Source organism: Pseudomonas sp. LS2P72 (genome assembly GCF_054897865.1).
Map to the genome: position 1 here is coordinate 5,320,352 of NZ_CM142708.1, position 23,220 is coordinate 5,343,571.

A 23,220-nucleotide genomic window follows, 5' to 3' on the forward strand; every position below is an offset into this window, starting at 1 on the left:
ATACCCAGAGGTTTTTTGTCATGGTCATCGATTTCAGCCGTTTAAACAGTTCCTCGTCACTTACCGGTAGTACACGTACCAGCACCGCGAAGGAAACCGCCGAAGCCGGCAAACCCGCACCGCTGAATACCCCGGCCGAACAGGCCAGTACCGTCAAAAGCGGGGAATCGGTACATCTCAGCAATGAGGCTCAACAGTTGCAGAAGGTCACTGACAAGCTGCGCGATCAGCCTGCCGTCGACAACGCCCGCGTGGCCGAGTTGAAAGCAGCGATTGCCGATGGCAGCTACAAAGTCGACAGCAACCGTGTAGCCAGCAAACTGCTCAACTTCGAAGCCCAGCGCTAGGCCAAGGCCTGCGCCAGGCTTTTGGACGCTTAAAACCCAAGGCCAGCCATGCACGACACTAATTTACTGCAACTGATCACCGACGATTTCGCTCCAGCACAGCACTTGCTGGAGTTACTGCAAACCGAGTCCCTCGCCTTGCACGGTCGCGACATGCCACTGCTCGAAGAGATTCTGGCGCAGAAACAGGCATTGATCATTTTGCTCGATCAGCATGGCCGCAAGCGCAGTGAAATCCTCGCCAGCCTCAACCTGCCGACCAACCGCAACGGCCTGGAGCAACTTGCCAGCCATTCGAGCATTGGCGACCAGCTGCTGGAACAGAGCGATGTATTGACCGATCTTCTGGCTCAGTGCCAGGCGGCCAACGTCAAGAATGGCCAGTCGATCCTGGTCCAACAGGCCGCGACGGCCAATCAGCTGAAAATCCTCAACGGCGGCGAACCGCCAGCGCTCTATGATGCACGCGGATCAACCTCCATGCTTGCGAAGCCACGCCCGCTCAGTCAGGCTTGAGCCTGCTGAAAAGCGCGCACTATCAAGACGCGCAACATGCTGGCAATATGCTGGCCAGCCGTAGTCATATTTGTCTGGAGATTGATGAACCGTGTTCAATGCCTTAAGCGCGGAAGATGCTCCGCAGCCACCCAAGGTGCTCACCACGCCGTTGGAGATCTCCGGCAACCTGCGCCAGCTGCAAGACAGCCATGATCCGCTGATCATCACGTTCCATGAGCGCAGCCAGCGCTTCCAGAGCTATCTGGTGGACATTGACCGTGACAGCAACATGATTGCCCTGGACGAAATGATTCCCCGCGATGGTGAACGCTACCTGCTCGCCGGCGAACCGTTCAAGGTCGAAGGCTTTCACGACGGCGTACGTATTGCCTGGGAAAGCAACGGCCCGTTGACCATCGACGAATCCGGTGGCGGTCGCTGCTACCGTGGCGCCCTGCCCGCCGAGGTGGTTTACCACCAGCGTCGTAATGCATTCCGCGCAGCATTGAAGCTGGCACAACTGGTCAACGTCGATCTGGGCGGTGAAAAGCTCAAATCGCCGATCAGCGGCAAGCTACTGGACATCTCCGCCACCGGCTGCAAGTTACGCTTCGAAGGTGACATCACGGGCAGCCTGCAACTGGGCCAGGTCTATGACCGCTTCATCGCCGCCCTGCCCTTTGGCAACATGACGGCACCCGTCGAGCTGCGTTACCTGCACTTCGAAGAAAGAATCTCCACCACCTTCGCCGGCGTACGCTTTCACAACATGAGCGGGCTGGTGCAGCGGCAGGTCGAGCGGTTCGTCTATCAGCTTCAGCGCGAAGCGCGACGCTTCGACAAAGACGACATGTAATAAGACGCTTCAATAGAAAACGGGCAGCCCCTTGCGGTGACTGCCCGTTTTTTTATGCGTTGTTTTTATGCTTAAGGCCTGGCCTCGGTAAAACTTTGCTCGCGAGGTGCATCAGGGTCTTCGGGAGTTGGATCGGTTTCGGGCTCTGATTCGGGTTCCGCGTCCGGCTCAGGGTTGATCGGGTTCTGCATCTGTTCCTGAACCACCTGCTCATCGACCCGCGGGTCAAGGCAAGCCACCAACGGCGAACTCGACATACTGTCCGGCATGGCGACGTGATGCAGCGGTGCATCGTCGACCTGATGCAGGTTGGTTACCGCTTTCGGGCGAATCCGCCACACCAGCACCAACGCGAAGAAACTGAAAAAGGCATAGAGCATGTGGCTGCCGAACAGCTTCATCAGCACCCCTGCCACCAGCGGCCCGATACTGGCGCCGACACCGTAGGTCACCAACAGCATCGCTGTCAGGGACACCCGGCGATCTCCCTCGACGTGGTCGTTGGAGAACGCCACCGCCAGCGGATACAGGCAGAACATCACCAGCGAACAGAAGAACCCGGTGATAAACAAAATCTCCAGCGGTACCTGCTGCATGATTGCCAGCGGCAACGCGGTCAGCGCCAGGACCATGGCAAAACAACGGATCAACAGCGCCCGGTCATAACGGTCGGACAGCCAGCCCAACGGCCATTGCACCAGCAAGCCCGCAAAAATGCAGCTACCCATGAACAGACCGACCTGCTCCGTGGACAACCCCTGCTGCGAGGCATACAGCGGTGCCAGACCGTAGAACGAACCGATGATCAGCCCCGCCCCCAGCACCGTGCTCAACGACTGCGGCACGCGCTTGATGAAGAACCGCGGCTCCATCGGTGCCGGGTGCAACGGTGCCGGGTGAATCCGACGGGTCAGGGCCACCGGCACCAGGCACAGCGCGAAGCACAAGGCGACCAGCATCAGCAGTTCAAGGCCCAGGCTCGGGTGCATGACCAGAATCAACTGACCCAGCACCAGCCCCAGGTACGAGGCAATCATGTAGCCGCTGAATACCGTGCCGCGCTGCGAGGCTTCGGCCTGCTCATTGAGCCAGCTTTCGATGACCATGTATTGGCACATCATGCCGAGGCCGACGATGACCCGCAGGAAGATCCAGGCAGGCAACCAGTCCACCAGGCCATGGCCCAGCACCGCCGCACCGACAATCCCGGCGCAAGCTGAATAGGCGCGAATATGCCCGACCCGGGCAATCAGCCGGTGGCCGATCTTGCCACCCAGCACCAGGCCGCAATAGTTGGCGGCCATCAACGCACCGACCCACAGGCTGTCGACGTGGTCGGCAGCCAGGCGCAAGGCCAGGTAAGTACTCAACAGGCCAGAGCCGATCAACATCATCAGCGAGGCAAAATAAAGCGCTCGAAAGGGTTTCCAGATTTGGCGCATCGGCGTTCCGAGCGGCTCCTTGCAGTGAGTTTCAGGCTACCGACAAACGATAGCCTGATGTCGACGGGTCGTCAGGCCTGGGCCGCTAAAACACGCCGTTCCCAGGGAGTAATTTCATCAAAGAAGCTGGTCAACTCCATGGTCTTCGAGGCGATGTAGCCTTCGATGAACTCCTTGCCAAACAGTTCCTTCGCCAATTGGCTACGTTTCAGACGTTCAAGAGCCGCATGCAAGGTACACGGCAACGAAAGATTGTCCGGCACTTCGAACTCACCCTGGATCGGCTCGCTCGGCTCCAGTTTGTGTTCAATGCCATACAACCCTGCGGCAAGGCTGGCGGCGATCGCCAGATAAGGATTTGCATCAGCCCCCGGCAAGCGGTTCTCGACCCGACGAGCGGCGGGCGAACTGGCTGGAATACGCAATCCGGCCGCACGGTTGTCGTGGGACCAGCAGGCATTATTCGGTGATGCGAAGGGATGGCACAAGCGCTGATACGAGTTCACGTTCGGTGCGAACAACGCGGTGAAATCCGCCATGCCGGCCTGCTGACCCGCGATGAAATGACGGAAGGTCGCGGTCGGCTCACCCGCCTTATCGCTGAACACGTTACGCCCGCTGCCGATCTCGATGATGCTCTGGTGAATATGCATCGAACTGCCCGGCGTGTGCGCCAGCGGCTTGGCCATGCAAACCACGGTCAGGCCATGCTTGAGCGCGACTTCTTTGAGCAGATGTTTGAACAGGAGTGTCTGGTCGGCCAACAGCAGCGGATCGCCGTGCAGCAGGTTGATCTCGAACTGGCTGACGCCCATCTCATGCATGAAGGTATCGCGCGGCAAGCCCAGGGCCGCCATGCAGGCGTAGACTTCGCTGAAGAACGGCCGCAAACCATTATTGGAACTGATACTGAACGCCGATTGACCGTCCTCGCGACGACCGTCCAGGCCCAGCGGTGGCTGGAACGGTTGAGTCGGGTCGGTGTTGGGTGCAAAGACAAAAAATTCCAGCTCGGTCGCCACCACCGGCGCCAGGCCGAGGGCCGCGTAACGCGCGATCACGGCTTTGAGTTGGCCGCGGGTCGACAAAGACGAGCTTTCGCCGGTCAGCTCGTCCGCATCGCAAATGGCCAAGGCTCGCGGCTGCGTGCTCCACGGCAAGCGATGGATCTGTGCAAGGTCGGGCACCAGCGCCAGGTCGCCATCATCGCTGCCGTAAAAGCGCGCTGGCGGATATCCGCCCATGATGCATTGCAGCAGCACTCCCCGCGCCATCTGCAAACGCCGGCCCTCGAGAAAGCCTTCGGCGGTCATTACCTTGCCACGGGGTACGCCGTTCAAATCCGGCGTGACACATTCAATCTCATCAATGCCCGTCAATCGCTGTGCGAGTGAGCGATGGCCATCGGTTGTCATGACGCAATCCTTTGTTGTTGTGCGAGCCGCGAACGGCGACCCGTACAAAATAGGCGCCGCCTGTTCGGAATATCAAGCAGCGGCCAACAAAAAGAACCGCTCAGGGCAGATAGAGGCTGAACACGCCGCCACCCAGCGGGCCGCCATTGCTGATTTCAGTGCGTCCGCCCACGCCGTTACGCTGATGCAATGCGGCAATCCGGCCGGCAAAGTACAGGCCCAGACCAGTGCTTCCGCTGCTGTGGTTGATGCCCTGCACGTAATCGGCCTGACGCTCGATCATTTCGGGTGGATAACCCTCGCCATCGTCGTTGACGGTCAGCACCAGTTGCCCCGCTTCATCGCTGACACTGATCAACACCGCGTGACGGGCGTAACGAATGGCGTTGTTGATGTTGTTGCCCAGCACCGAAGCAATCAGTTCCCGGTCGAAGAAACCCAGAGGGCTCAACGGGTCCACTTCGTAGGTCGCCATGATCCCGCGACTGGCAAACACATCCTGGTGGCAGGCCAATTGCGCTTCAATGAAGTCATCCAGTTCATGGTAGGCCGGTTGCAACGGCATCTGGTTGACCCCGAGTTTGTACAGCCCCAGCAACTGCACGAGCATGCCATTGAGATGCGCGAATTCGAATTCGATCACGCCCTGCTCCGGGGTGTGCTGCTGCGGATCCGGCAAGCGTGCCAGCCATTGGCTGTGGGCCTGCATCAGCATCGCCAGGGAGTTCTTCATGTCGTGCACGGTGGAGGCAATCACCGTGGAAAAATCGAGTGCCTGTTCGCTGTTGTTCATTCGCCAAACGCCTTGCTTCGCAACTTCTGATAACGGGGAAAACGCGCATCGGTGTCGGGCATCAGGCCGACCATTGTCAGGCACGTCCGACATTCTTCCAGCTCCGCCGAAGGGACACTGGTGTCGGTGCCGTGCAGCAGTGACTGGGCCATGTTCAGCGCGATACTGATGTTCTTGGGTTGCAGCGCCAGGGCTTTGCGGAAAACCTGCCGCGCCTCCACCAGGTTGCCGGTCTTGTACACCCTCACGCCCTGACGGTTGAGGTCGGCAGCGGCGTTGCCTGAGTTGAGGATGGTCGGATCGTCGGTCAACTTGGCGATGCCCTTCATCACCGTCGGGTCGTCGCCGTAGATTTCCGCGCAGTTTTTCAGCATCGAGGCACCGGCGCTGGCCTGGCCGAGCATCTGCAGTTGTTTGGCCACCAGCAGCGCCGCTTCGGCGCTCATGAACTGTTCCATGCCATCGAGGCGCATCATTGCCTGCTCGGTGAGCTTCTCGGCAGTTTCGGCATCGTTGAGCAACAGGCTGGTAGCTTTCATCAATCGCGCACGGATCTGCAAACCCGGGTCGGAAGGGTTTTCCTTGGCCACCGCACTCAGCGTCGTGTTGATTTCCAGTCGAGTCCGGGTATCCAGGCCTTTTTCGCTGCCTTTGCTGATCAAGGCGTGCGCCAGACCAAGGTTGCTCTCCGCATCCTTGAAACGTGACTGCGCGCCCTGCGCCACCGCCTGACGATAGGCTTTGGAGGCGGTGTCAAAATCTTCGTTGGTCATCGCCAACTTGCCCAGCAACGCTTGCCGGCGCACCGCCAGCGGCGACAAGCGGATCGCCTCTTCCAGCACACGCTGGGCCGCCTTGGTGTCGCCTTCTGCGACCAGCACATCGGCCATGCCGTCGTAGAGCGACGGCATCATCGGGAACACTTTCAGGGCTTTTTCATACACGCCTTTGGCCTGAGCGACTTGGCCACGTTTGAACAGCAATTTGCCCAGCCCGGCAAACGCCCACGGCAAAGGCCGATCAGCAATGATGCTGTCGTAAAGACGCTCCAGCGCCTCGTTCTGATTCAGGTCGCGCAAGGCATCGGCGCGGTAGCGCAGGCACAACGGCGAGTAGCGGATGTCTTGCTTGCACAGGGCGATGCAGGCATTGAGCACTTCAACCGGTTTGCCCCGGTCAAGGGCCTGCAGAATCGGCTTGAGCAAGGTCTTGCGTTGCTCCAGCCGCTCCAGGCGTTGAGCCAGGCCGGAACGGTTGAACGGTTTGGTCAGGTACGCATCGGGTTCGTGTTCCAACGCACTGAGCACCATCGCCTGACTGGTCTCGGCGGTGACCATGACGAACACGGCTTCATGGCTGATCAGCTTTTCGATCATCAGGTCTTCAAGCACCTGCTGGCCGTTCTTCTTGCCATCGCCCAGGTGAAAGTCCTGCAGGATGAAATCGTAGGCCTTCTGCGAACACATGCGCAGCGCCTGTTCACCGGAGTCGGCGGTATCGACATCCTTGACGCCCAGCTCGCGCAGCATGGACCTGACGGAACTGCGGAAATCCGAGAAATCATCGACGATCAAAAAGCGCTTTTGGTGATACGACAGCATCGAAGATTTCCAGGCAATTTAAGAAGAAGACCATGACTGTTCGGGTTATCGGCCAGAACAGGCATTCACTTGAAGTAAAGGGAGTGCAATCGCTCATTTGCCTGTCAAAGAATGCATAAAGACCTCCCAAAGCAAGCTAAATATTTGAAGGAGTTATTGAACACGGGATTATCCTGAATTATTGAATTGCGCTTCCTGTCACTTGGGACCAACACGTCCCAACAGGTCCCGCAAAGTAGCGCGCCGCGCAAACTGTCATTCGCCGAAATCCATCAACGCGCCCTTGAACAGTCCGCACCACCGAGTGTGATCGTCGACGCCAATGCCGACATCCTGCACATGAGCGAGAGTGCCGCTCGCTTCCTGCGTCATGTTGGCGGCGAATTGTCGCGTAACTTGCTGACGCTGATTCTTCCGGAACTGCGCCTGAAAATCCGCAACATCGCTCGCCTGCTGCCCTATCGCTCCAGCGAAGACCACATCGACGGCACCGTGCTGACGTTCATCGACATCACCAAACGTCGGGCGGCCGAAGAAGAGCTGCGACTGGGTGAAGAACGCATGCGTCTCGTCGCCGAAAGCACTCGCGACTACGCCATCATCACCCTCGATGAGCAGGGCCTGATCACCACCTGGAACAAAGGTGCCGAATTGATCTTCGGCTACAGCAAGGCCGAGGCCGAGGGCGCCTATTACGACTTCATTTTCTCGCCTGAAGATCGCGCGTCCGGACAACTGGCCGAAACGCGCAACACCAATTACCTCAAGGATGAGTTCTTCGCGGTCATGTCCCACGAACTCAAGCATCCGTTGAACCTGATTCAGCTCAATGCAGAACTGCTGCGTCGCTTGCCGGTGACCAAGTCGGTGGCGCCGGCCGCCAAGGTCGTCAACACCATCTGCGACGCCGTCAACAGCCAGGCACGGATCATCGATGATCTGCTGGATGTTGCCCAGGTCCGCACCGGCAAACTCAAACTGAAACCCATCGCCGTAGATCTGGCCAGTGTATTGCGCGATATCCATGCCGTCGTGCTCAGCGACCGACACGACGCTACCGTCGAACTGCTCGTGCCTTTAATCCCCTTGATGGTCCATGCCGACCCGACACGCCTGGAGCAAATTATCTGGAACCTGGTGAATAACGCGCTGAAATTCACCCCCTCCAACGGCCACGTGCAATTGATCGCCAGCCAGGTTGGAAACATGGCGCGGCTGGACGCCAAAGACAACGGTGCAGGCATCGCACCCGAGAACCTCGATCACGTGTTCGACCTGTTCGGCCAGGCTGAAAAGCAGCACGTCAGCCACAACCGTGAAGGGCTGGGGATCGGCTTGTCATTGGTCCGCCAATTGACCGAGGCCCAACGGGGAACGGTTGAGGTGAGCTCTGCCGGGGTGGGAACAGGGTGTACCTTCACGGTTTACCTGCCCTTGGCCAACACCAAAGATGAGCCGCAATCCCCGACTCAGGTCGAAGAATCCTCTGGCAGGCCCAGCGGTTTGACGATCCTGCTGGTCGACGATTCCCCAGTGGCTGGGCGGTTGGCGAGGAGGTTCATGACCGGCACGCCGGTGAGCATTATTGGCGGCGTTGAAATGGGGCGCTCAGCGGGCGAGGGAGATTGTCGCAGACACCCTGGAGTTCGTCGCGCCGCATCGGGTGCAGTTGACCTTGAGTCCGGTGATTACCGATGAGCCGGAACTGGCCCTGCGGCGGAGATCGTCAGGTGACTACACGTAAAAAAAAGCCCCGCAGGACAGACAATGTCTGGCGGGGCTATTTCATGCCTCAAACGATTTCGATGTCGCACTCCTGAAGCTGCGGCGGCTACCATTGCGATTGCACTAATCCCATAAATTCAAGGCTCTTCTACTGTGTACATCAAAGGACGCTACATGTTGTCCGCTTGTGCCCTGCTATTGACCCAACAGGCACTGGCGACTGGAATGGACTGTACAAAAGCAGCAAGTCCCGTTGAAAAGACCCTTTGTGCGAATACAGGTCTGTACGGGCTGGATACCCAAATGGGATCGACTTACCGCGAGTTGATCGACGCCATCCCCCAGGCACAATCCGAATTTCGCAAAGCGCAGCGCATCTGGCTGAAAAACCGCGATCAGTGCGCAGAAAACATAGTGTGCCTCGACCAGAGCTATCGCGAGCGCCTGCAGTCGTTACAAACACAACGCAGTGTGGCAGTCGCCTATAAACCGGTGCTGGAAGACCTACGACAATCCATTCAAGCAGCCAGTCATGGCGATGCAGAGTTTCCGTTAGAGAAAGTCCTCGACGCCCTCGCGATCAAAACGGGCGCCAGCACCTTTTCAGACGTCGCGGATGACGACAGTTCCTCCGACGAAACCCGCTTTCCCAAGACCACCCCAAAGGGTGTCACACAGGACGAATGGCGAGCTTTGAGCGCTTCTAAAATTGAGGCGGCTGGCGAGTCCGGAAACAGCTCGTACACCTTGATGGACCTGGACGGCGATGAACTGCGAGATCTTGTAGTCGATACTTACGCCGGTGGCACGGGGTTGTTTTCTTATGTGGAAACGTATCGCCGCACTGGGGAAATTTTTGTCAGAAGGACGGCTGCTTTCGACCCTGAAACAAGCTCTGGTAGCGCTCTTTTCTCTATCAATGGTCGCGGCGCGAACCAATCAATCGACTGGATAAAAGTGCGTGGCAACGTTTATGCGGCCTACCGAAACAGCTACTACGGTGAGGACCACCTCTTTCTCCTCAATCCGCTGGACGTTAACGACGTAGTCCCCTCGGTGACCGTTAACTACCGCTATCAGTTGTCTATCCCCAAAACACAAAAAGATGAAGCCAGTGGTGCTACCACTACCTTGAGCCCTGCCCTGCACAAAACGCTCACTCAAGCCTTGAGCAACGTGAGCAAAACCGAAGCCAAAGACATTGGCGAGCAACGCCAACCCCTTTGCCCCATCCCCCCGACCGGAGAAGGCGAAGGTGCTTATTACGGTTTCGGCCCGGGACACTACACGTTCGAAATCGTCGGTGACACAGGTGTCGTGATCGATAACGAGTGCTTTATCGGGAGAATGGTGGATTGGTTTGGAGGCTACAGCGCCAAGCATGGGCTAATTGCGCAATTTGTGCTGCGCAAACCGGATCTCGACGGAGTCGAACGCAGTTATCAGGTCAATGGACGAAGACGTATGACCGAGGCAAGTATTTCGATTGGCAAAGTCGAAGGGGACAATCTCGAGTAGCCGCGATAACAGAATCAAAAAAGCCCCGCCGGCGAACTGCCCGGCGGGGCTTTTTGCCTCTTGGAGCTACCTGCTGACGAGGAGAATATGCCTGTCGGAAGGCGACCGAAGAGGTACGAATTAATGGTGTCCCAGGGCAGGTTCGAACTGCCAACCTTCCCCTTAGGAGGGGGATGCTCTATCCAATTGAGCTACTGAGACACAGATCGACCACGAAGAAACGCGGTGCGATGGACGGCGTGCATGTTAACGGGCATGCCTGCTTTTGTCATGTCGTCCGTGGGCTTTTTAAGTGTAGGCAGACGCCTCGCAGGAGCGTGGCTTTGTTTACCGTGCAAAATGCATCACCGTAAAAAGCCATCATTGCAAAATGCAATGCAGATACTTCGATGAAATACATTAAATCATTGTTTTTAAAGGATTTAATTACCGTTAGACTCTTGGCATGCGGGCTGCTTCAGCTGTTCTCGAAGAACATCGGAGGCAAGCCTCATGAACAGCACCCTTTTACTCTCGAACGCTATCGCTCTGGCGATTCTGTTGGGCATTCATTTTGTCCCCGAGAGCGGTGTTGAGCCGGTTGCTCAACGCATGCCGCATTACCTTCAGGTGCAAAGAGCACCTCAACTGGCGGTTATGAACGATCAGCGCAGCTTTGTCAGCCAAGAGGTGAGCCAGGAAGGCATTCTGCTGCCGGCTCAGTCTTCAGAACGTTTGGTATTTTGAATCACCCATCAGGAGCACCGCATGTCCAAATCAGCCGCAGGGTTTTTTATCCTCGCCTTACTGAGCGGCATTCTTCATCTTTCAGTGGTCCAGGATACAGTCGTCACCCTGCCTTTGATCGCCAGTGGCGTATTCGGTGCGCTGTTTGTGCTGGCGCTGATTGCCGGGCGCAAGATCAAGTTCGATCCGATACTGCGTTGATCTTCAGCAGGTGCAGCAAATTGGCAACTGTGGTGGACAATTCACCTGAGTTGTCGAGTCGATGGATCCGCGCGTGTGCATTTGATTCCTCTGCCGCGAACAACCCATTGCGATGCAGCCTTGCTTCAATCTCCGCAAAACTCTCGCGACCACGGCGCAGCAGACGCTCTCGCAGGACTTCATCCTTGACCGTCAAAAGAACCGGCAATAGCGTTGGATACCGATGCAGCGCCTGAGTGAGATGGCCGCGGGAGCCGTTGACCAAGACATGCCGACCGTCATTGAGCCATTGATCTATTTCGATCGGAATACCGTAATCCAGGCCATTGGCATTCCAGCACAGCGCGAAATCGCCCTCGACTCTGTGTTGCTCGAACTCTTCCCGGGTAACGCCAATCGCATCCTCACCGACTGATTCGGCCGAACGCGTGATGACCCGACGCACCACTTCACAATTGAGCGTCTGCAACGGCTCTCGGGCGGCTTCGATTAGGCTGTCCTTGCCGGCCCCAGAAGGCCCCATCAAGTAAATCAGCCTGCCATCCATCTTGAAATCACCTCCCACTGCACGTCTTCCCCTAGTAAATCGGCCAATTGCCACTATCCTGTACAAGTAAGGAACACTGATCGAATCAGCACAGCATGCACCTTCAGGCGTCCCAGGACATCACCTGTAGGGCAAGAGGTTGCGGTCAGTAATACGGACCAGGGCAAGCTTTTCAAACCAGTCCGCATTTCTGATAATTGGTGCTGGCATAACGCCTTTATCCAGTTCAATATTTGTCACAGAATTGACGCCAATGAACTGGCTGCTTTGAGGCATGATGCGAGCCTTTATCAATTCAGGTTGAACATTTGGCCAGACCGCTTGTCCTATCAGACATCCTGCGGCCAATCCCGAGAACCGCTCCCCTGAACTAACCGGTTAAATATATGCGCCCATTGAAACAGGCAATTTATTCCAGCCGTACGGCTGACAAGTTCGTCGTACGTCTGCCAGACGGAATGCGTGAACGCATTGCCGAGGTGGCTCGCAATCATCATCGCAGCATGAACTCCGAAATCATCGCGCGCCTTGAACAGAGCCTTATTCAGGAAGGCGCGTTGGGCGAAGAATTGAGCATGCGCCTGGACAGCCCGGAGCTGTCATTGCACGAACGCGAACTGCTGCAACGCTTCCGCCAACTCTCCCACCGCCAGCAGAACGCTCTTGTTTCGCTGATTGCGCATGATGCCGAAATGGCCGCAGACGCTTCCTGATTTCATCCGAAAGTTCAAGCCAGCTTAATCGCTGGCTTTTTTTTGCCTCAAAATCGGGCCAAAAAAAACCCGCCGATTGATTGGCGGGTTTTTAATGTCGATAAGTCAGAGCAAGAAGATCGTCGCCAGCCCGAGAAATATGAAGAACCCGCCACTGTCCGTCATGGCGGTGATCATCACACTGGCGCCCATCGCTGGATCGCGCCCAAGCCGCGCCAGGGTCATGGGTATCAACACCCCCGCCAATGCCGCCAGCAACAGATTGAGCGTCATGGCAGCGGTCATCACCACCCCCAGAGACCAACTGCCATACAGCAGATAGGCGACGACGCCGATCACACCACCCCAGACCAGACCATTGATCAAACCTACCGCCAACTCCTTGCGCATCAGGCGCGAAGTATTGCCGGTGCTGACCTGATCCAGCGCCATGGCCCGAACGATCATGGTGATCGTCTGATTACCCGAGTTGCCACCGATACCCGCGACGATCGGCATCAGTGCCGCCAACGCCACCAGCTTCTCGATGGAGCCTTCGAAAAGACCGATCACCCGGGATGCGATGAACGCGGTGATCAGGTTAACTGCCAGCCAGGCCCAACGGTTACGCAGGGATTTCCAGACTGACGCAAAAATATCTTCCTCTTCACGCAGACCCGCCATGTTGAGAACTTCGTTCTCGCTCTCTTCACGGATCAGGTCGACCATTTCATCGATGGTCAGACGGCCGATCAGCTTGCCGTTCTTGTCGACCACAGGCGCCGAGATCAAGTCGTAACGCTCGAACGCCTGAGCAGCGTCATAGGCGTCTTCGTCCGGATGAAAACTCACCGGGTCACTGGCCATGACTTCCGAAACCTGCTTTTCCGGGTCATTGACCAGCAAACGCTTGATTGGCAGCACGCCCTTGAGCACGCCGTCGTAATCGACCACGAACAGTTTGTCCGTGTGGCCGGGCAACTCCTTGAGGCGTCGCAGGTAACGCAAAACCACTTCGAGACTGACATCCTCACGGATCGTCACCATCTCGAAGTCCATCAACGCACCGACCTGCTCCTCGTCGTAGGACAATGCAGAGCGGACGCGCTCACGCTGCTGACCATCGAGGGTTTCCATCAGCTCGTGGACGACGTCTCGCGGCAGCTCGGAGGCCAGGTCAGCCAGTTCGTCGGCGTCCATGTCCTTGGCCGCAGCCAGGAGCTCGTGATCGTCCATGTCGGCGATCAGCGTTTCACGAACCGAATCGGATACTTCGAGCAGAATGTCGCCGTCGCGATCGGCCTTGACCAATTGCCAGAGCGTCAGACGATCGTCCAGCGGCAAGGCTTCAAGGATGTAGGCGACGTCAGCGGAGTGCAAATCATCGAGCTTGCGTTGCAACTCGACGAGGTTTTGCCGGTGAACCAGGTTCTCGACCCGGTCGTGATGCGGACCTTCCTGGCGGTGAGTCAGGTCTTCGACCACCCGCTGACGCTGCAGCAGCTCAACGACTTGAGCGAGGCGGTCCTGCAAGCTTTCCTGCGTTTTCTTTACTTCAACTTCAGACATAGGCGAACTCCACTCCCAGCAGCGGGGCACGCCGGAAGGATCAATCAGTCAATTCATGATTGGAAAAACGGGGTACTGAGTAACTACTGGGTAAGTCCATGGAGGTATTCCACAAGCCCCGGCGGGGCTGACGGGCGCAATGATACACCGCCCGACGGTTTTAAACGTTAAAAAATCGTGGCTGAAACAAGCGCTTGCAAGACAAACCTGAGCACCGCCCTGATCCATCAAATTGCGACGACTCATCCCGAAAAGAAAACACACCACAGCCGAAAAATGTAACGACTACCCTTGAGATGGACCGTCATGGAGGACGTTTGATGCCATCGAATGCATATTGTTTTTTGTTGATCACCCTGCTCTGCCCGTCGCCCTGGGCGCTTGCGACGACCGTTCACCGCTGCGAGGCGGCCAACGGGCGCATCACCTTCACGACGTTGAGCTGTAAGGCCGGAGAGAGCCTTTCGCATCAGGATGTACACACCTTCACCCCCGGCAGCGTGACCGCTCTCATGCCGGAAGCCGAGAATCGCGAAACATCAGGTATGAAAATCAAAAGGAGAGATCCGACCGTCGTTGGCAAGACCGAGGACAAATGTGGAAACCTGATCAGCGCCAAAGAACGCCGCGAAGCGATCATCAATCAGCGGGTTGTTGCCGGCATGAGCCAGCAGGACGTCGAGAGCGCGCTAGGTAAGCCAGACAAGATCAGTATTCGCAATTCGGCCACGAGCTACCGTTACGACACCCAGCGAGGTCGTAGCGCACACGTCGAGTTCGATGAGAGAGGATGCACCAAAGGAAAAGCCAAATCCCAGACGGCAAAAAGCCCGCGTTAAACGCGGGCTTTTTGGTGTTTGGTGCACTCGACAGGATTCGAACCTGTGACCGCTCGGTTCGTAGCCGAGTACTCTATCCAGCTGAGCTACGAGTGCATTTGTGTTTTTATACCAGATCACAACTGGTTGAAGCCAAGTCATTCACATTACTGCAGATGACTCTTAAATGGTGCACTCGACAGGATTCGAACCTGTGACCGCTCGGTTCGTAGCCGAGTACTCTATCCAGCTGAGCTACGAGTGCATTTGTTGCCGCGCATTATAGGCCGTCTAATCTCTATGTCAAACACTTTTTCTAGTAATTTCAAACACTTACCGAAGAAGCCAGATTACAACGTACTACGCAAATAATGGCGGAGAACGGGGGATTCGAACCCCCGACACCCTTTTGAGGTGTACTCCCTTAGCAGGGGAGCGCCTTCGGCCACTCGGCCAGCTCTCCGCAACACGGGGCGTATATTAACCAGCTTCTTCCCCGTTTGCAAACATAAAAAACGATAAAAATTAATGGCTTGGTTCTTCGTCCTTCTCTTTCTTTATACGCAGGTAAATTTCCTCACGGTGGACCGCAACCTCTTTCGGGGCGTTGACACCGATACGCACTTGATTTCCTTTGACGCCGAGCACGGTCACGGTGATTTCGCCATCACCAATAATCAGGCTTTCTGCGCACCGACGAGTCAGAATCAGCATACCTTTCTCCTCACGCATTTCATTTCAGGGACAACAGTCTGCAAAAAAAAGGCACTCGACCTACAACCTGAGCGATCGCAGCCCTACATGCCTGAGTATTGACTAGCGCGAGCAAAAGAACAGCCTCGGGTCGCGCCATTCAAAAAAACAAAAGGGCGCGGTCAGACCGCGCCCTTCGGTTAACGCATCACTCGCCCTGACGGACCGGTGCGTCCAGTTCGAAAGCCGTGTGCAGCGCGCGCACAGCCAGTTCCAGGTACTTCTCTTCGATCACTACGGAGACTTTGATTTCCGAAGTCGAGATCATCTGGATATTGATGCTTTCTTTCGCCAACGATTCGAACATGCGGCTGGCCACGCCCGCGTGGGAGCGCATGCCGACACCGACGATCGACACCTTGGCAATCTTGATGTCGCCAACGACTTCACGGGCACCGATCTCGCGAGCGGTGTTTTCCAGCACGGTTTGCGCGGCCTGGAAGTCATTGCGATGCACGGTGAAGGTGAAGTCGGTGGTGTTATCGTGCGCAACGTTCTGCACGATCATGTCGACTTCGATGTTCGCGGCGCTGATCGGGCCGAGAATCTTGAATGCAACGCCCGGGGTGTCTGGCACGCCACGGATGGTCAGCTTGGCTTCATCGCGGTTGAAAGCGATGCCGGAAATGATCGGCTGTTCCATGGTTTCCTCTTCATCAATAGTAATGAGGGTGCCCGGACCCTCCTTGAAGCTGTGCAGTACGCGCAGCGGAACGTTGTACTTGCCGGCGAATTCCACCGCACGGATCTGCAACACCTTGGAACCGAGGCTGGCCATTTCCAGCATCTCTTCGAAGGTAATCTTGTCCAGGCGCTGAGCCACGGACACCACGCGCGGGTCGGTGGTGTAGACGCCGTCGACATCGGTGTAGATCTGGCATTCATCAGCCTTCAAGGCTGCCGCCAGCGCCACGCCGGTGGTGTCGGAACCGCCACGACCGAGGGTGGTGATGTTGCCGTGCTCGTCGACGCCCTGGAAACCGGCGACAACAACCACACGACCCGCCTTCAGATCACCGCGAATCTTCTGGTCATCAATCTGCAAGATACGCGCTTTATTGTGCGCACTGTCCGTCAGAATCCGCACCTGGTTGCCGGTGTAGGACACCGCTGGCACGCCACGCTTGATCAGCGCCATGGCCAACAGCGCAATCGTCACCTGCTCACCAGTGGAGACGATCACGTCCAGCTCACGAGGAACCGGTTGGCCGTCGCCACTGATTTGCTTGGCCAGATCGATCAGACGGTTGGTTTCGCCGCTCATTGCAGACAGCACAACCACCAGGTCATCGCCGGCTTCGCGGAATTTCTTAACCTTGTCGGCGACCTGCTCGATTCTCTCGACAGTGCCGACCGAGGTGCCTCCAAATTTCTGTACGATCAAAGCCATTTCAAAGCCGCCTCTGCCCATGAAGGGCGCCCAAATAATCACTCAAACAGCGTTCCGACCCGCCACTAGACTGCGGGCCGGACACACGGCCTTATAAACCCTGCTCTACAAATGGAACAGTCAGTGCCAATGCCGCATCCAGTGCGCCAGCGTCAGTACCACCGCCTTGCGCCATGTCTGGACGACCACCGCCCTTCCCGCCCACTGCCGCAGCGGCTTGCTTCATCAAATCACCGGCTTTGAGTTGGCCAGTCAGGTCTTTGGTTACGCCTGCAACCAGAACGACCTTTTCCTCATGGACACTGCCGAGCAGGATCACTGCGCGGCCGAGTTTGTTTTTCAGTTGATCGACCAGCGCCAGCAGCGCCTTGCCGTCCTGACCGTCCAGACGCACGGCCAGCACCTTCACGCCTTTGACATCCAGGGCAGAGGCCGACAGATCGTCGCCCGCCGCGCTGGCAGCCTTGGCCTGCAACTGCTCGAGTTGCTTCTCCAGCAGACGGTTGCGCTCCAGCACAGCCGACAGCTTGTCGATCAGGTTGTCGCGGCTACCCTTGACCAGGTTGGCCGCTTCCTTGAGTTGTTCTTCAGCCGCGTTCAAGTATGCCAGCGCCGCGGCGCCGGTGACTGCTTCGATACGACGCACGCCGGAGGCCACACCGCCTTCGCTGATAATTTTCAGCAGGCCGATGTCGCCGGTACGGTTGGCGTGGATACCGCCGCACAGCTCGACGGAGAAACTACCACCCATGCTGAGTACGCGCACATTGTCGCCGTACTTCTCGCCGAACAGCGCCATGGCGCCCTTCTGCTTGGCGGTTTCGATATCGGTTTCTTCGGTTTCAACTTCGGAGTTCTTGCGAATCTCGGCGTTGACGATGTCTTCCAGCGCCTTCAACTGCTCAGGTTTGATGGCTTCGAAGTGGCTGAAGTCAAAGCGCAGGCGCTGACTGTCGACCAACGAGCCTTTCTGCTGCACGTGATCGCCCAGCACCTGACGCAATGCGGCGTGCAGCAAGTGAGTCGCCGAGTGGTTCAGCGAAGTCGCGTGACGCACTTCAGCATCAACATGAGTTTCTACCGGTGCGCCGATGGTCAGGCTGCCTGACGCCAGCACGCCGTGATGCAGGAAGGCGCCACCGGTTTTGGTGGTATCGCGTACGTCAAAGCGCGCATTACCGACCTGAAGGAAACCGCAGTCGCCGATCTGACCGCCGGATTCAGCGTAGAACGGCGTCTGGTTCAGTACGACAACACCCTCTTCGCCTTCACTGAGCACGTCCACCGACTGGCCATCTTTATAGAGGCCAACGACTTTCGCCGAACCTTTGGTCGCTTCATAGCCGGTGAATTCGGTGGCCACATCAACCTTGACCAGGCTGTTGTAGTCCATGCCGAAGGAGCTGGCGGAGCGGGCACGGACGCGCTGGGCTTCCATTTCGCGCTCGAAGCCTGCTTCGTCGATGGTCAGGCTGCGTTCGCGAGCGATGTCGCCGGTCAGGTCCATCGGGAAACCGTAGGTGTCGTACAACTTGAACACTACGTCGCCCGGCACCACGTCGCCTTTGAGCTCGGCCAGATCCTGCTCCAGGATTTTCAGGCCCTGCTCCAGGGTCTTGGCGAACTGCTCTTCTTCAGCTTTCAGTACGCGCTCGATGTGCGCTTGCTGGGATTTCAGCTCAGGGAAGGCTTCGCCCATCTCGGCGACCAGGGCCGCAACGATCTGGTAGAAGAAGCTGCCCTTGGCGCCCAGCTTGTTGCCGTGACGGCAGGCGCGACGAATGATCCGGCGCAGCACGTAGCCGCGACCTTCGTTGGACGGCAGCACGCCGTCGGCAATCAGGAAGCCGCACGAGCGAATGTGGTCAGCCACGACTTTCAGCGAAGCCTGAGCGTCGTTGGTGCAGCCGATGGCCTTGGCCGATGCGCTCAGCAGGCTCTGGAACAGGTCGATTTCATAGTTCGAGTGAACGTGCTGCAGCACGGCACTGATCCGCTCCAGGCCCATGCCGGTATCGACCGACGGCGCTGGCAGCGGGTGCAACACGCCATCGGCGGTGCGGTTGAACTGCATGAATACGTTGTTCCAGATTTCAATGTAACGGTCGCCATCTTCTTCCGGCGAGCCCGGTGGGCCGCCCCAGATGTCGGCGCCGTGATCGTAGAAAATCTCGGTGCAAGGACCGCACGGGCCGGTATCGCCCATGGTCCAGAAGTTGTCGGACGCGTACGGCGCGCCTTTGTTATCGCCGATTCGAACCATGCGTTCAGCCGGAACACCGATTTCCTTGGTCCAGATGTCGTACGCCTCGTCATCGCTGGCGTAGACGGTGACCCAGAGCTTTTCTTTCGGCAGGTTCAGCCACTGTTCGGACGTCAGGAAGTTCCAGGCGTAGGTGATCGCGTCGCGCTTGAAGTAATCACCGAAGCTGAAGTTACCCAGCATTTCGAAGAATGTGTGGTGACGGGCGGTATAACCGACGTTTTCCAGGTCGTTGTGCTTGCCGCCGGCGCGCACGCATTTCTGGCTGCTGACCGCGCGGGTGTACGCGCGCTTTTCCTGGCCCAGGAAACAGTCCTTGAACTGGTTCATCCCCGCGTTAGTGAACAGCAGGGTTGGGTCGTTGCCCGGAATCAAAGAGCTGGAGGCTACACGGGTGTGGCCTTGCTCTTCGAAGAAGCGAAGGAAGGCTTCACGGATTTCTGCGCTTTTCATTAGGTTCTTCCACGGAGGCTGCGGCCAAAGGCCTGTGCGAAACGTCAACAGACGAAGCGACGGCAAAGGGCCGCATTATATCGGCCCTGCGCGCGGGGTACAGCGTGTTTATACGATAGAAACGGTCAATTGGACCGCTAACGCTATCAGTTGCGCGAAAACTCGACGAATGTCGCGACGACCTGCTCGATTTGAGCGCGGCTGACGTCCATGTGCGTGACCATGCGCAGACGTCCGGCAGCGCTCAGCTTGATCCCGCGTTCGGCGGCAAACGCCTTGATGGCCTTGGCCTTGTCGCCCATCTGCACGTAAACCATGTTGGTCTGCACCGGCTCGACCTCGTAACCCGCCGCTCGCAAGCCTTCGGCCAGCAACTGCGCATTGGCATGGTCATCAGCCAGACGCTGAACATTATTATCCAGCGCATACAAACCCGCCGCCGCCAGGATCCCGGCCTGGCGCATGCCGCCGCCGACCATCTTGCGCAAGCGTCGCGCCTTGGCGATCAATTCGACCGAGCCGCACAGCACCGAACCGATCGGCGCGCCCAGGCCTTTGGACAGGCAGACCGAGACAGAATCAAAGTGCTGAGCGATTTCCCGGGCATCGACACCCAATTTGACCGCCGCGTTGTATAGCCGCGCGCCGTCCAGGTGCAGCTGCAACCCATGTTCACGGGTAAAGCTTCGAGCCCGCGCCAGATATTCCAGTGGCAACACCTTGCCCTGCATGGTGTTTTCCAGCGCCAGCAATCGGGTGCGGGCGAAGTGGAAGTCATCCGGTTTGATCGCCGCCGCGACGTGCGTCAGGTCCAGCGAGCCGTCGGCCTGCACTTCCAGCGGTTGAGGCTGGATCGAACCGAGCACCGCCGCGCCGCCGCCTTCGTACTTATAGGTGTGAGCCTGCTGGCCGACGATGTATTCGTCACCGCGTTCGCAGTGGGCCATCAAGCCCAGCAGATTGCTCATGGTGCCCGTCGGAACAAACAGCGCCGCAGCAAAACCCAACTGATTCGCAAGCTCTGCTTCCAGACGATTGACCGTCGGATCTTCGCCGTAAACGTCGTCACCGGTGGCCGCTGTGGCCATCGCGTCGAGCATTCCGGCGGACGGTTGGGTGACGGTGTCGCTACGAAGATCAATAACGCTCATGAATCTGGCCTCGGTAAGCAGGGAAAATCCCTTTCAGTCAGGAGTTACTGCGGTCATGTCGACGAATAATCAACCCTTGGGTAGGAAAAGGCATCCTGAACCGTCGAAAAAGTCGATAGCAATCATCAGATAGCAGCAATGCACAGGTAAGAAATATGTGTTAAAAACGCTTCGCCGCCAAACAATCTGGCGGCAAAACGTTCTCAGGGCGGGGTGCAACTCCCCACCGGCGGTAATTGCGTGCAATGCGCATAGCCCGCGAGCGCTTGGCGACAGACACGGCAATGGCTGTGATGGCGACAAGGTCAGCAGACCCGGTGTGATCCCGGGGCCGACGGTCATAGTCCGGATGAAGAGAGAACGGGATTGGCGCCGCCCAGGTTCTATACCAAAGCGCCGTCCGTAGGCATTTGTGCCTGCGTACCCTTAAATCCCATTCGATTCATAACGCCCTGTTTTTTACACAAACAGGAGTCAGAACATGCAACCCACCGCAATCGATAGCAAAAGCAAAAACCATCAGGGCGAGCGCGTTGCGTTCATCCAGGCCTGCTGGCACAAGGAAATCGTCGATCAGAGCCGTAAAGGCTTTGTGGCCGAAATGATTGCTCAGGGTTATCAGGAATCGGAAATCGATTTCTTCGAAGTCGGCGGCGCCTTTGAAATTCCGCTGCACGCCAAGCTGCTCGCCAAGTCCGGTCGTTATGCCGGCATCGTCGCGGCGGGCCTGGTGGTCGACGGCGGGATCTACCGCCACGAATTTGTCGCCCAGTCGGTGATCAGCGGGCTGATGCAGGTTCAGCTGGAAACCGAAGTACCGGTGTTTTCGGTGGTTTTGACTCCGCACCATTTTCATTCCGGCGAAGAACATCAGAAATTCTTCTTCGAGCATTTCATGCATAAAGGCCAGGAAGCAGCGAAGACGTGCGCGGATACGCTGCACAAGATGCGTGCGTTGCGTCGTAGTGAGCCACGTGCGGTAGCCGTTTAAAGCACAACACCATCCCTGTAGGAGCGAGCCTGCTCGCGATGGCGGACTGTCAGTCGACGACTATATTGACTGATACACCGCTATCGTCGGAACGCCGCCCGGAGCCGGCTCGCTCCCACATGGGTTTGTTCTGCCCGAGATTGGGTCAGGCGAGGTTTTCGTCGGTAGTCGGCACAATCAGGATGCCGGCGCGCAGGCCGTTCTTGACCTTGGGGTTCGGGAAGATGATCCGGGCACCCTCCTCCTCAATGATCCACCGGGTCTGGGCGATGTCTTCGGCCAGCAGGTAACCCACTTCCAACTCCGAAAAGTTCTCGACATCCGCTGGCAGGTTCAAGCGGAAGCTATCACTGTGCTTGATGATTTCTCGCGCCACGCTAAACAGTTGCAGACCGTCCAGCGCCACTTCGGTCTGGGCCGGCTCGTTACCTTCGATAATCTGTTTGAGGCGGGCCTCCAACAGATCGACGTTGACCCCATCGTTCTGCCCGAATGGTCGCGCCTTGCCCAACTCGAGGGTAAAAGCCTCCGCACCTAGCTTGTCGTAGGTGTAGGAGCTGAAAACGATGGACGGCTTGTTTTGCAGCAGCACCGCTTCCATGCCGGCGGCACGCAGGCGCGCCAGTTCCAGGCGTGAATGCTGACGGCCTTCTTTCCAGGGATACAGCGCGAACTGTTCGATTTTCGAGCCACGAATCGCGGTGTGAAGGTCGTAGTGCAGACGGTTGCGATCCGGCAGGCTGAAGAAACTCGCCGCCAGCCGCTCCAGCTCACACGCGCGCAGGGCTTCGGAGCCGCTGCTTTGTTCGTGACGGCCGTTGAACAGCCGATTGACGTCCTGCTCGATGAAACGCTCGCCTTTGCGAATTGCGTCCGGGTTGCCGAACAAGAACAGAATACGTGCGCGCGGTTTCAAGTCGCCGCGGGCGATGTCATGCAACAGGCGATCGAGCAACTCGATCGGCGCTGTTTCATTGCCGTGGATGCCAGCCGAAAGCAGCAGGTCCAGGCCATTGTCGCGAGCTTCGGGTGGCCGGACTTCCAGCGCACCTTCACTCAACCAGCGCATGCGCACGCCTTCGACAGTCAGTTGAGTCTTCTCCGCCGGTTCGCGGCCGGCGAGGGTCAGTTCAAGCAGTTTGCCGAGGGCGAGCATAGAGCGGTTTCCTTAGTGGTCGTGTGCGCAATCCGGGCCGTGCACGTGGTCTTCGTCACCGACTTCAGCCGGTTCCATTTCCAGTTGCAGACTTACCAGATTAGTCGCCAATGGGCGCAGCAGCAGGTTTGCGTATTCAGCGTCACCTTCTTCGACGTCCACGCCGATCAGCAACTGGCCGCGGCCGTCCTGCTGAATCCACAGCTCTTTGCCTTGCCACATGACCGCGACGCGGGTGCAGGTAGTTTCCAGTTGCGTGCCGTCGGTGTCTTCAAGGATCAGCTGCAGGGTATCGCTCATGTTTTTTACGCTCTC

The 23,220-nt window shown here is 57.6% G+C and carries 22 protein-coding genes, 4 tRNA genes, 2 pseudogenes and 1 riboswitch; of the genes and pseudogenes, 11 read left to right on the top strand and 17 right to left on the bottom strand.

All coding sequences use genetic code 11. The features are described from left to right. Positions 1 to 20 precede the first annotated feature (20 nt). The 3 genes from flgM to ACYZUA_RS24470 all read left to right on the top strand — a co-directional run bounded on the left by flgM (position 21) and on the right by ACYZUA_RS24470 (position 1,701). Positions 21 to 347, top strand: a complete 327-nt coding sequence (gene flgM, locus ACYZUA_RS24460) for a flagellar biosynthesis anti-sigma factor FlgM (protein WP_008147951.1) — start codon at positions 21 to 23, stop codon at positions 345 to 347. 48 nt (positions 348 to 395) lie between these two features. Then, positions 396 to 863 carry a flagella synthesis protein FlgN gene (locus ACYZUA_RS24465; protein ID WP_123368748.1) on the top strand — a complete coding sequence of 156 codons (468 nt, stop codon included), beginning with the start codon at positions 396 to 398 and terminating at the stop codon, positions 861 to 863. Positions 864 to 954: 91 nt separating this feature from the next. Then, a complete protein-coding gene (locus ACYZUA_RS24470; protein ID WP_461960942.1) occupies positions 955 to 1,701 on the top strand; it encodes a flagellar brake protein in 747 nt (248 codons plus the stop codon). Between the two features lie 71 nt (positions 1,702 to 1,772). Here the strand turns inward: ACYZUA_RS24470 and ACYZUA_RS24475 are convergent, their stop codons facing one another. The 4 genes from ACYZUA_RS24475 to ACYZUA_RS24490 form a co-directional block, all read right to left on the bottom strand. Next, on the bottom strand, positions 1,773 to 3,143 hold the full coding sequence (locus ACYZUA_RS24475) for an MFS transporter (RefSeq protein WP_461960943.1): 1,371 nt from the start codon (positions 3,141 to 3,143) through the stop codon (positions 1,773 to 1,775). A gap of 71 nt (positions 3,144 to 3,214) precedes the next feature. Continuing rightward, entirely contained in the window at positions 3,215 to 4,456 is a 1,242-nt protein-coding gene (locus ACYZUA_RS24480; protein WP_461964105.1) for a glutamine synthetase family protein, read from the bottom strand. 202 nt (positions 4,457 to 4,658) lie between these two features. Beyond that, the gene (locus ACYZUA_RS24485; RefSeq protein ID WP_461960944.1) at positions 4,659 to 5,351 is read right to left on the bottom strand and encodes a sensor histidine kinase; all 693 of its coding nucleotides are present in this window, start codon (positions 5,349 to 5,351) and stop codon (positions 4,659 to 4,661) included. Further along, positions 5,348 to 6,952 carry a response regulator gene (locus ACYZUA_RS24490; protein ID WP_461960945.1) on the bottom strand — a complete coding sequence of 535 codons (1,605 nt, stop codon included), beginning with the start codon at positions 6,950 to 6,952 and terminating at the stop codon, positions 5,348 to 5,350. Before ACYZUA_RS24490 ends, ACYZUA_RS24485 begins: the two co-directional genes overlap by 4 nt. A 207-nt stretch (positions 6,953 to 7,159) precedes the next feature. On the opposite strand from ACYZUA_RS24490, the pseudogene ACYZUA_RS24495 reads away from it, so the two are divergent. The 3 genes and pseudogenes from ACYZUA_RS24495 to ACYZUA_RS24505 all read left to right on the top strand — a co-directional run. Further along, positions 7,160 to 8,482, top strand: a pseudogene (locus tag ACYZUA_RS24495) (PAS domain-containing sensor histidine kinase); the annotation flags it as partial. Between the two features lie 5 nt (positions 8,483 to 8,487). Further along, positions 8,488 to 8,672 (top strand): annotated as a pseudogene (locus tag ACYZUA_RS24500) (hypothetical protein); the annotation flags it as partial. 158 nt (positions 8,673 to 8,830) lie between these two features. Next, complete coding sequence (locus ACYZUA_RS24505) at positions 8,831 to 10,195, top strand: lysozyme inhibitor LprI family protein (RefSeq protein WP_461960946.1); 1,365 nt, start codon at positions 8,831 to 8,833, stop codon at positions 10,193 to 10,195. A 124-nt stretch (positions 10,196 to 10,319) separates the two neighbouring features. Here ACYZUA_RS24505 and ACYZUA_RS24510 read toward each other — a convergent pair. Beyond that, positions 10,320 to 10,396 (bottom strand) — tRNA-Arg (locus ACYZUA_RS24510). A gap of 291 nt (positions 10,397 to 10,687) precedes the next feature. On the opposite strand from ACYZUA_RS24510, the gene ACYZUA_RS24515 reads away from it, so the two are divergent. Next, positions 10,688 to 10,921, top strand: coding sequence for a hypothetical protein (locus ACYZUA_RS24515; RefSeq protein ID WP_461960947.1), 234 nt, complete (start codon positions 10,688 to 10,690; stop codon positions 10,919 to 10,921). Between the two features lie 21 nt (positions 10,922 to 10,942). After that, the gene (locus ACYZUA_RS24520) at positions 10,943 to 11,122 is read left to right on the top strand and encodes a PA3371 family protein (protein ID WP_123368741.1); all 180 of its coding nucleotides are present in this window, start codon (positions 10,943 to 10,945) and stop codon (positions 11,120 to 11,122) included. Here ACYZUA_RS24520 and phnN read toward each other — a convergent pair. Both phnN and ACYZUA_RS24530 read right to left on the bottom strand, forming a co-directional pair. After that, the gene (gene phnN / locus ACYZUA_RS24525; protein WP_461960948.1) at positions 11,097 to 11,669 is read right to left on the bottom strand and encodes a phosphonate metabolism protein/1,5-bisphosphokinase (PRPP-forming) PhnN; all 573 of its coding nucleotides are present in this window, start codon (positions 11,667 to 11,669) and stop codon (positions 11,097 to 11,099) included. The genes ACYZUA_RS24520 and phnN overlap by 26 nt on opposite strands. Positions 11,670 to 11,789: 120 nt before the next feature. After that, a complete protein-coding gene (locus ACYZUA_RS24530; protein ID WP_461960949.1) occupies positions 11,790 to 11,945 on the bottom strand; it encodes a hypothetical protein in 156 nt (51 codons plus the stop codon). 110 nt (positions 11,946 to 12,055) lie between these two features. On the opposite strand from ACYZUA_RS24530, the gene ACYZUA_RS24535 reads away from it, so the two are divergent. Next, on the top strand, positions 12,056 to 12,382 hold the full coding sequence (locus ACYZUA_RS24535; RefSeq protein ID WP_003178899.1) for an Arc family DNA-binding protein: 327 nt from the start codon (positions 12,056 to 12,058) through the stop codon (positions 12,380 to 12,382). A 105-nt stretch (positions 12,383 to 12,487) separates the two neighbouring features. On the opposite strand, the gene mgtE is transcribed toward ACYZUA_RS24535, so the two are convergent. After that, positions 12,488 to 13,930 carry a magnesium transporter gene (mgtE, locus tag ACYZUA_RS24540; protein WP_461960950.1) on the bottom strand — a complete coding sequence of 481 codons (1,443 nt, stop codon included), beginning with the start codon at positions 13,928 to 13,930 and terminating at the stop codon, positions 12,488 to 12,490. Positions 13,931 to 14,250: 320 nt separating this feature from the next. Here mgtE and ACYZUA_RS24545 point away from each other — a divergent pair, with 320 nt between their 5' ends. After that, positions 14,251 to 14,769 (top strand): cell envelope protein SmpA, encoded by a 519-nt coding sequence (locus ACYZUA_RS24545; RefSeq protein WP_461960951.1) that lies wholly within the window; start codon positions 14,251 to 14,253, stop codon positions 14,767 to 14,769. Positions 14,770 to 14,788: 19 nt separating this feature from the next. Here ACYZUA_RS24545 and ACYZUA_RS24550 read toward each other — a convergent pair. The 7 genes from ACYZUA_RS24550 to ltaE form a co-directional block, all read right to left on the bottom strand. After that, a tRNA-Arg gene (locus ACYZUA_RS24550) sits at positions 14,789 to 14,865 on the bottom strand. A gap of 71 nt (positions 14,866 to 14,936) precedes the next feature. Further along, a tRNA-Arg gene (locus tag ACYZUA_RS24555) sits at positions 14,937 to 15,013 on the bottom strand. Between the two features lie 107 nt (positions 15,014 to 15,120). Beyond that, a tRNA-Ser gene (locus ACYZUA_RS24560) sits at positions 15,121 to 15,211 on the bottom strand. Positions 15,212 to 15,273: 62 nt separating this feature from the next. Further along, positions 15,274 to 15,462, bottom strand: a complete 189-nt coding sequence (gene csrA, locus ACYZUA_RS24565) for a carbon storage regulator CsrA (RefSeq protein ID WP_002554426.1) — start codon at positions 15,460 to 15,462, stop codon at positions 15,274 to 15,276. A 187-nt stretch (positions 15,463 to 15,649) separates the two neighbouring features. Then, positions 15,650 to 16,891, bottom strand: a complete 1,242-nt coding sequence (locus tag ACYZUA_RS24570; RefSeq protein WP_461960952.1) for an aspartate kinase — start codon at positions 16,889 to 16,891, stop codon at positions 15,650 to 15,652. Positions 16,892 to 16,982: 91 nt separating this feature from the next. After that, a complete protein-coding gene (gene alaS, locus ACYZUA_RS24575; protein ID WP_461960953.1) occupies positions 16,983 to 19,607 on the bottom strand; it encodes an alanine--tRNA ligase in 2,625 nt (874 codons plus the stop codon). A 146-nt stretch (positions 19,608 to 19,753) separates the two neighbouring features. Further along, positions 19,754 to 20,758, bottom strand: coding sequence for a low-specificity L-threonine aldolase (gene ltaE, locus ACYZUA_RS24580; protein WP_461960954.1), 1,005 nt, complete (start codon positions 20,756 to 20,758; stop codon positions 19,754 to 19,756). 195 nt (positions 20,759 to 20,953) lie between these two features. After that, positions 20,954 to 21,124, top strand: a riboswitch (FMN riboswitch). Positions 21,125 to 21,239: 115 nt separating this feature from the next. Here ltaE and ACYZUA_RS24585 point away from each other — a divergent pair. Continuing rightward, positions 21,240 to 21,749, top strand: coding sequence for a 6,7-dimethyl-8-ribityllumazine synthase (locus ACYZUA_RS24585; RefSeq protein WP_461960955.1), 510 nt, complete (start codon positions 21,240 to 21,242; stop codon positions 21,747 to 21,749). A 145-nt stretch (positions 21,750 to 21,894) separates the two neighbouring features. Here the strand turns inward: ACYZUA_RS24585 and astE are convergent, their stop codons facing one another. Next, on the bottom strand, positions 21,895 to 22,905 hold the full coding sequence (gene astE, locus ACYZUA_RS24590; protein WP_461960956.1) for a succinylglutamate desuccinylase: 1,011 nt from the start codon (positions 22,903 to 22,905) through the stop codon (positions 21,895 to 21,897). A 12-nt stretch (positions 22,906 to 22,917) separates the two neighbouring features. Next, positions 22,918 to 23,205, bottom strand: a complete 288-nt coding sequence (locus ACYZUA_RS24595; protein ID WP_461960957.1) for a topoisomerase II — start codon at positions 23,203 to 23,205, stop codon at positions 22,918 to 22,920. Positions 23,206 to 23,220 lie beyond the last annotated feature (15 nt).